The organism is Halorubrum ezzemoulense DSM 17463 (genome assembly GCF_002114285.1).
Lineage (GTDB): Archaea > Halobacteriota > Halobacteria > Halobacteriales > Haloferacaceae > Halorubrum > Halorubrum ezzemoulense.
Window position 1 is genome coordinate 41,864 of sequence record NZ_NEDJ01000021.1, and the last position, 8,250, is coordinate 50,113.

6 protein-coding genes are annotated in these 8,250 nt (G+C 55.7%); 3 read left to right on the forward strand and 3 right to left on the reverse strand.

Annotated features, from left to right (window positions below; genetic code table 11):
• Position 1 precedes the first annotated feature (1 nt).
• Positions 2 to 319: a hypothetical protein gene (locus B9H04_RS07925; protein WP_080508610.1), complete on the forward strand. Its 318-nt coding sequence runs from the start codon at positions 2 to 4 to the stop codon at positions 317 to 319.
• A complete protein-coding gene (locus B9H04_RS07930; protein ID WP_049932912.1) occupies positions 316 to 972 on the forward strand; it encodes a ribonuclease H-like domain-containing protein in 657 nt (218 codons plus the stop codon). The genes B9H04_RS07925 and B9H04_RS07930 overlap by 4 nt, the downstream gene beginning before the upstream one ends.
• A 145-nt stretch (positions 973 to 1,117) precedes the next feature.
• On the opposite strand, the gene B9H04_RS07935 is transcribed toward B9H04_RS07930, so the two are convergent.
• Positions 1,118 to 2,311 carry a J domain-containing protein gene (locus B9H04_RS07935; RefSeq protein WP_139835062.1) on the reverse strand — a complete coding sequence of 398 codons (1,194 nt, stop codon included), beginning with the start codon at positions 2,309 to 2,311 and terminating at the stop codon, positions 1,118 to 1,120.
• A gap of 806 nt (positions 2,312 to 3,117) precedes the next feature.
• Entirely contained in the window at positions 3,118 to 3,666 is a 549-nt protein-coding gene (locus tag B9H04_RS07945; protein WP_049932914.1) for a winged helix-turn-helix domain-containing protein, read from the reverse strand.
• A 528-nt stretch (positions 3,667 to 4,194) separates the two neighbouring features.
• On the opposite strand from B9H04_RS07945, the gene B9H04_RS07950 reads away from it, so the two are divergent.
• Positions 4,195 to 6,354, forward strand: a complete 2,160-nt coding sequence (locus B9H04_RS07950; RefSeq protein ID WP_049932956.1) for a type B DNA-directed DNA polymerase — start codon at positions 4,195 to 4,197, stop codon at positions 6,352 to 6,354.
• Between the two features lie 373 nt (positions 6,355 to 6,727).
• On the opposite strand, the gene B9H04_RS07955 is transcribed toward B9H04_RS07950, so the two are convergent.
• Complete coding sequence (locus B9H04_RS07955; protein WP_049932957.1) at positions 6,728 to 8,107, reverse strand: Cdc6/Cdc18 family protein; 1,380 nt, start codon at positions 8,105 to 8,107, stop codon at positions 6,728 to 6,730.
• Between the last annotated feature and the right edge of the window lie 143 nt (positions 8,108 to 8,250).

Here is an 8,250-nt window from a genome sequence, read left to right on the forward strand (position 1 = left end):
AATGGGACGCACGAACCCGACATATCGAGATGCGCTGCGGGCTATCGAAGACCGCTGGGCGGAGTTCCGGCGGGCGCTTCGTCATCACGATCAACCACGCTTCGACCAGCTGTTCGAGTACGCTCGCGAACACGCCGACGCAAGCGGGCTGTTGAATCATCAGAATCCGCTGGTGCCGGCGCTGTTCAGCATCGATCTCGAACAGGAGGCCACATTGGAAGACCACGAGGAACGCCTCGAAGCGCTCGAACACCGGCTCAACGAACAGAGCACCGATGCCCGAGTATCCGATGAAGAAACCAGCGAGCCACCCCAATGAGTACACTCGCGACGATCGCATTCGACATCGAGACGACGGGATTTTCGACGACTGACCAGCTGACTGTCGTCGGCTTCGACGCCGAGATCGGCTCACGAGTATTCCTCAATACTGACGGGAGTGCGTGTGCTTCAGATATCGAACAGCGCGTGAACGAGCACCTCACCACGCCAGTGACGCTCTCCATCCACGACGATGAGGACGCGCTGTTGGACGCCGTCAAGACGTTCGTCGACGCCACGATCGCACAGCGAGACGTCAAGCTCGTAGCCTATAACGGCGAAACCTGGAAAGGCGGATTTGATCTGCCATTTCTTCGAACGCGGCTCAGTCATCACGGACGCGAGTGGCCGTTCGCTGAGTTGCCGTACATCGACGTGATGGAGGTCTTCTCCTCACGGTTCAATACGAGCGAGAACAACCTCACAGGAGTGTACGACGAGCTTGTGGCGTCCGGCCACGGCGCAGTCGATCCATTTGGAGAAAGTAGCGAAGCCGTCGACGCGTGGGAGGCTGGTGATTTCGAAGCGGTTGTCCTCCACAACGTCGCCGATATACGGCGCACTCGGGCGCTGATGGATGTCGCCGAACGGTACTGCTCGAAATCAGACTTTTCGATGAAGTCACTAGAACCGGTAATGGGCAGTCAGTAGCCCGGCTAATACAGATCACTATTGTGTGGCTCTGTTGAAACCCTCATTCGGTGATATGTTTTTGAAGCCGTGCTGAATACAGGACGCACATCTCGCACAGGTCGAACCACACTCTGAAGAAGTGTGATTGGTCGATACAGATCGGCTATTCAGCTACTTGAACTGCTTTTTGTGTCGGTTCGATACGACTATTCTCGTTCCGCTGGTAGTAGCCGTCTAAGTGTTGTGAGAGGTACTTCCATGCCTCTTTCCCCGTCTCAAGACCCCATGACGAAGCGAGCTCCCCGTTTGAGGTCGGTGCCAAGCGAACAATATCTACTACTCGTTCTCGTTCCTGCTCTGAGAGTGCGTCCCCCCGCGAAGGATCTACACTCTCAGAATTGGTGTTGTTACCTGTTGACCTCCTAGTCATCTGTGTCGAACCTTCCTGCGTCTCAGAGTCAACCTGTACAGATTGCGAACCGGATGCTTTAGTTTGCGTTGAAGCCGCGGTGTCATCAGTACCCCCAACTGCTTCCAACGGTGTCCCTTTTGGAACTTTCTCCATCAGCTCCTGCGCAATGAGAGAGAGCATCGCTTGACGTTTCTCCGGCGTAATCGAAAACTCATACCGAATTCTTTCTTTTACGTGTCCATCGGTCTGATGGCCCTCAAATATACTGTGTGAGTAGGACAGCCGTTGAATATCTACTTCTTCAGGGAGGTTTGGAGCAACCGTTATTCCGATCGTCCATGATTTCGGCTCAAGCTCTGCGTAGTTCGCAGAGAACTGTGGAGCTAGTTGCTTATCGCGTTGATCTACGATCGGTGGAATATCAGCTTCTGTGGATGCTAAATCTTGTTTTGGTGAATATGTTTGTCCGTCGCTCCCGACGAATTTCATCTTACCGAGTCCACTCCACTTCTGAACGTATTCGGAAATGTTCTCAATTCGAGTTACACAGAGAAATCGGTTTTCTGTCTGGATAGAGTCGGCTGTATAGGGCCAGACGAGAGGTTCAATATCAGTACGGAACAACCCCACAAGAGACACACGTAGTGGGTGCTTTTCAATTGTCAAATCATCTGCGAGCATCCCTTCTATTGACGCTGAACTAACGGGTGTTCCGAGTCCGGCAAGTCCGCTTGCAAACCCGCTGAATGTACTGGTCCCGGTCCTAGTACCGGAAGTAGAATCATCGCCCTGTATTTTTTCGTATGCATCTTGAATTTCCTTGAAGCGATCCTGACTCCCGCCCTGATCAGGATGATGCTCCTTCACTAGTGCTTTGTATGCGGCTTCGACAACGACCTCGTTGGCATTCTTCGTTATCCCGAGAATCTCGTACGGATTGGGCACATACACTAACTCAATTCAGACGAAAAATTTGTTCCCCTTCACACAGACGCAGTTCTACAAGCGGACTAATTCATCTGGACTAGTGTGAAACCAATAACTATTGGCTGCTGAATTCACTCTCTGTATCACAAAAGTCGTTCCTGACAGAAGTGGAGCAATTGTACGCCGACTCTGGTATGTGGATTTCCTGTACTGAGCGATCAGCCTCTCCCGAAAATTAACCTCGGTTCGCACTACATTCACACCCTGTAATCAGTATAGCCTCTCCAAACTATCAGTCGCTGAGGGTTCCAACAGAGTTCTGTGCTCTAAACAGCGAGGAAGATATCACGGTGGATTTTCTGCGTCATTGAGTCCCTCGAATGTTCCATTCGTATAGGCGTATCGCCACCGTTGGAGAATCGCTCGCGTTACAAGGCTTGTCTCAGACACAGCAATACAGGATGGGTCGACGGGACGGCTCGGGGCATCGGGGGGTGAATGGAAGTGTCGTCGCGGCGCGTCGGGTTTCGGGTGACAGTCAAACCGAAAATTTCGGTCTCGATCATCTGTGTAGTGTGCGGCGTAGTTCCCGGTGAGACTCCACCGGACGTCTATCCGGGCGGTTGCCGCCGCTCCGACGCCGTCGGATAGTTCGACCGAGAGTGTCTGTGGATTCAGTGGGTCGTCCAATGACGCGGTCTGGACCAGCGGCTCAAGGTCCACGAACAGGTCTCGTATTTCCCGTAATGCCCCGGCGTCGATGGGACCAAACACCTCAGACTGCTCGTCTGGCTGAATATGGTGAGCGGGGTCTCCGTCGTCGGTCATACGACGATGGATGTATCGCCATTACCATCGTCATCCCTGTCCGTCCCGGTAAGGTGGCCAGTTTGACTCACTTCACCGATCGCGAGTGTTGCCTGTGCAAGCGCGAGGTTACGTCGCGTCGTTTGCCATTCTGTGAGGAGCGCACCGTGGTCGCTGTCGGCGTCGCTAATGTCCAGTTCTCGGGCGAATTCCTCAGGTGAATCAACACCGTATTCCTCGCGCCACGCCTGTATTTGCGCCTTCATATCAGCGATGCCGGACGCGATCTCTTCGGGCGTCCGTTCCGCGAGGAGCGACTGGGCGTGTTCGGTGACGATCGCCGTTTCCGACCGTCGGTAGTGCGTCGTCTGACCGTCCTGAGACGTCGTTACCTCACCAGCGCTCTCGAGCGTTCGTAGGTGCTTTCGCGCCGTGGTCGATGAGACGCGGGCACGCTCAGCGATCTGTGCTGCAGACAGCGGATCGTACACACGAGAGATAACTTCGTACACTCGTTCAAATGGCGTCGTCTCCTCGGTCCATTCCTCCTCGACGACGTCGTTCACGTCACGGTGTTCGGTGCCGCCGTCTGGGCTCATTCGATGGGACGGGGACAGCTCTTCTGACATTATGTGCCAACCAACGAGAGAGCGGTATAATAATCTGTGGGGTAGTATATTGTTCACCAAATTCAAGATATGGAGGACTGTCCACAGCAGTCTCGCTCTTGCGTAGAGCTGTGGAAAGACGATTTAACATGTTGAACACCCACCGTAGTCCGGCGATTTGAACCCGAGATAGCGTACTCAATTCGGAGCTGGCACAACCAAACGACCTCTTTCCGCGTTTCTACATAAGAGCGAGCAGTCTTAACCAACAGCGATCTGTAAGACGGTCGTTCTGTTGGTTAACGCGCGACCGGATGTTCAGCTAACAAACTCGGAAACGATTCTGGAAGTGGGATTAACAGAGCGAACCCGCGAGAGTACGCTCTTTCTGTCAAGGCGATCTCCATTCCCTGAAATCCGGAACAGACACGCCGGCGATTATGCGAGACTCCGGTGTAGAGACGGGAAGGTGGGTGATTTACGAAAATGCCGTTCACAATCGATTTCTTTGATGATGGTCGCGTTCTCGAGTGGGAGGCGACCAACGACGGCGCGACCGCGACCGAACGCGACGACTACACGCCCCGGTTTTACGTCACAGCACGTGACCCTGACACCGACATCGATCTCACACCACTTCGCGCACAATACGAGCGACACCCAGATGTCGTCGCCACAGAGATCGTATCCCGGCGCCCCGGATTTCGTCGTGACGACGAGCCTGCTCTTGCTGTCAACGTCGACCACGTCGACCGCGTCACCCCACTCGCCCGGCAAGCGCGCCAACTGTCAGCGCACCCAGTCGGGGATCTCGCCTGTTTCAACGTCGACTTCTCGCGCGAGTTCCGCTACTGTCTGGAAACCGGCGCCGATCCGACACCCGCGACCGACCTGTCGACGCTCCGGCTCGGTATTCCAGTAACCGAGACCAACAAGGACACGTACAGCGAGCTCACAGTTGCCGGGGAGACTGTTACTGGATCATCGGGGGACATCCTCACCACCGTTCAAGCGGCGATCGAGACACACGACCCAGACATCCTCGTCTGCTCGACGAGCGAGATCGTCCCGACGCTGTACGAGATGGCGACGGCTGCCGGCGTCGACGACTTCTCGCTGAGTCGGTGGCCGGACGTCGACTACCAGCAGCTCGCGAGCCGGTCGACGTACTCGAGCTACGGCCGCGTCGGCCACTCCCCGGCGCGGTACAACGTGCCCGGTCGAGCGATCATCGACGAGTCAAACACGTTCTTTTACGGGGAGACGAACCTCGAGGGCGTCCTCGACCTCGTGTCGCGCTCGAACAAGCCCATCCAGGAGCTCGCGTGGGCGTCGATCGGGAACGTGCTGACGGCGATCCAGATCTGCGAGGCCCACGATCGCGGTGTCCTCGTGCCGTGGAACTCCTGGCGGCATGAGTTCTTCAAGCCGATGGGGACGCTCCACGACGCCGACCGCGGCGGCTTCATCTTCGCGCCTGAGGTCGGCCTCCACGAGAACGTCCACGAACTCGACTTCTCCTCGTTGTATCCGAACATCATCTGTACCAGAAACGTCTCACCGGACGTCATCCGGTGTGACTGCCACAGCGACCGCGACGACGTCCCCGGCCTCGGATACTCAATTTGTGACGACCAAGGCTACCTCGTCGACGTCCTCCAGCCGATCATCGACGCTCGCGACGAGATCAAGGCGGCCATCCGTCGCGAAAAGAAACGGGACGATCCCGACGAGGATCGCCTAGCGGAACTTGAGGGGCGGTCGGGCGCGCTAAAGTGGATCCTGGTCGCCTGCTTTGGCTACCAGGGGTTCAGCAACGCGAAGTTCGGCCGCATTGAGTGCCACGAAGCAATCAACGCGTTCGCTCGTGAGATCCTACTAACGGCGAAACAGCAGCTGGAGGACGGCGGCTGGCGTGTCGTCCACGGCATCGTCGACTCCATCTGGGTGACCCCGGATCCTGACGTCGACGACGAGGAGCGCGAAGATCTTGAGACGCTCGCGACGGCGATCACGGAACGCGTCGAAATTCGGCTTGAACACGAAGCTCACTACGACTGGGTGGCGTTCGTGCCCCAGCGCGAGAGCGACGCCGGCGCGTTGACGAAGTACTTCGGGAAGGTCGCCGGCGACGACGATTTCAAGATCAGGGGCATCGAAGCTCGCCAGCGGTCGACCCCATCGTTCATCAAGGACGTCCAGCGGGACTGTCTCGAACGGTTCGACGCGACTCGATCTCCGGACGCCGTCCTCGACTGTCTCCAAGACGCCATCAAGCGTCTCCACGCTGGGACGGTGTCTGTCGATCAACTCGTCGAACGGAATCGTATCTCCAAGCCGCTCGAAGGATATACACAGAACACCCAGAACGTAGCGGCACTAAGACGGGCTCAAGAGCAGGACCTCGCCGTCCACCCAGGACAGGATATCGAGTACGTAGTCGTCGACGACGAGAAAACCTCGCGAGAGCGGGTCGCGTTGACTCACGAAGAGGTCGAGTCGTACGATGCGTCGTACTATGAGACCCAACTCGTCAGAGCTGTTGAGAGTGTACTGTCACCGCTTGGCTGGGATCGGGCGGAGATCAGTCGAGAACTCACGGAGATTCAGGTGCCAGAGCTGACAGCGTTCGCAGATAGAGAGTGATTCGCTCTTGTGTAGAGCTGTGGAAAGACGATTTGACATTTTGAACACCCGCCGCGGTCCAGCGATCTGAGTCCCAGTTAGCTACTCAATTTACTGCTGGGAAGAACTCAACAACCCCTTTCCGCGTTTCTACAGAAGAGCGGAGTGATTTAACCAACAAAAGGGTCGTTTTTGGAGTGGGTTTGTTGGTTAACTACAATCCACGCGAGATTGTCCCCACACCCCGTGTGCGATATAAAGTGGTGAAGGCGATGGGAGGAGTCGAAGAGGGGGCAACGAAACTGGTTCACAATCCCCGGCGTCACTAAATATTCCATCAATTGCGGACACACCGGGGGGTGTGCGTATCGGACTACTGCCGCCGCGACCGGGGCTAGTTCAGTGTCTGCTGTTCGTTGAGCCAGCTTTTCGCAAGTTCATTGAACTCAACCGATTCGAATCGAGAAACGGCCTCCAGTACCTCAATCGCTGTCGAGGGCTCAACGCGGAGTTCAAACGTATAGGCTTCACCACCAACCGATCCCGAGGCAGATTTTCGTGCTCGAATGATACTCAACATATCGAGCTCGATAAGATGATCACGCATTCGGCGTTGAGCCAAACGGTCAGCACCGATGTGGTCTGAAAGGGAGGTGTAGACATCATAGACATCGCGGGTCCGAATCCCGGAGGAGCCTCCGAGCTCAAGAATTGTCACCGCTGCGAGCGCGAGGTGCCCCTGAGTCGTGAGCTGTTCCATCCCTTCAATGATGAGCTCTCGCTCAGCTTCGCTTTGAGCGGCTCGGACGTGTTCTTCCCCAACTCGCGTATCACCCTCAGATTCAGCAATCGCTGCGGCTTTCCGGAGGTACTTGATTGCTTGGCGGGCACTGCCTTTGTCCTGAGCAGCGTACGCAGCACAGAGCGGAATCACGTCATCAGACAGAATCGCTGAATCAATACGAAGCAGTGTACACTCGGATCGGTCGACATCTATCTGTTCGAAGGCTTTGGCAAGCGAGCCATCGTCGTCATCCAAGTCGACATCGGCCTCAAACTCTTCGCCGGCGGGAGTCTCATATACAAGTGAAGTGTCACGGAATGCTTTGCTCGCACGGCGAGAAAGGATATCACGGAGTTCATGTGCGTCGTAAGGCGCAAAGAAAATCGAATCATCGTAGAGGCTATCTTTCGCGGCCGGATCGAGGTTATCACGCCACTGGAGGTCGTTGCTGATGCCAATGATTGACGGATAGACATCGTCGTTGACGTAGTCTTTATCACGTGCACGGGGGAGCGAATAGAGGATCTTGTCGTCCGTACCGAGGTTGTCAATCTCGTCGAGGACGATGATGATTGTGCCACCAATCTCGTTCATTCCCTCCCAGAGGTGGTCAAGAACCTTCTGCATCGAGTGGCCGTTAGGATTCTCGCCACCGATTTCTTCACAGAGTCCACAGGCGAGTGTGTAGCTTGAAGAAATACCCTCACAGGAGAAGAACACCGTTGTTAGGTCGAGATTCTGGGCGTTAGCGAACGTCTCCAGCTCGGCCAATTCTGCTTTTGCGGCTGCTGTCTTTCCCTGGCCGGCTTTCCCTGAGAGGAACGTGTTTTCAGCGCCGGCACCGCGAGCTGCTGGCTTCAACGACCGTCGTAGCTTCAAGATCTCGTTTTGGCGTTCTGGAAGCGTTGTTGGCGTGTGGCCTTCTTTGAGGTAGTCCTCGCCGCCGACCGCAAAGATCTCGGAGGTCGTTGAATACGGGGACGAGTCCATTACCATATTTCGTGTATTCATACCACATAAACCCCCGTGTCCGTAATGTCTGACTTGTCTGTATAACCCCCCGCCCCGTCCGGGATTGTCGTCAGTTTGGTAACAGACGGTCGTGTTGTGACTCAATACGAACTATACCCCCG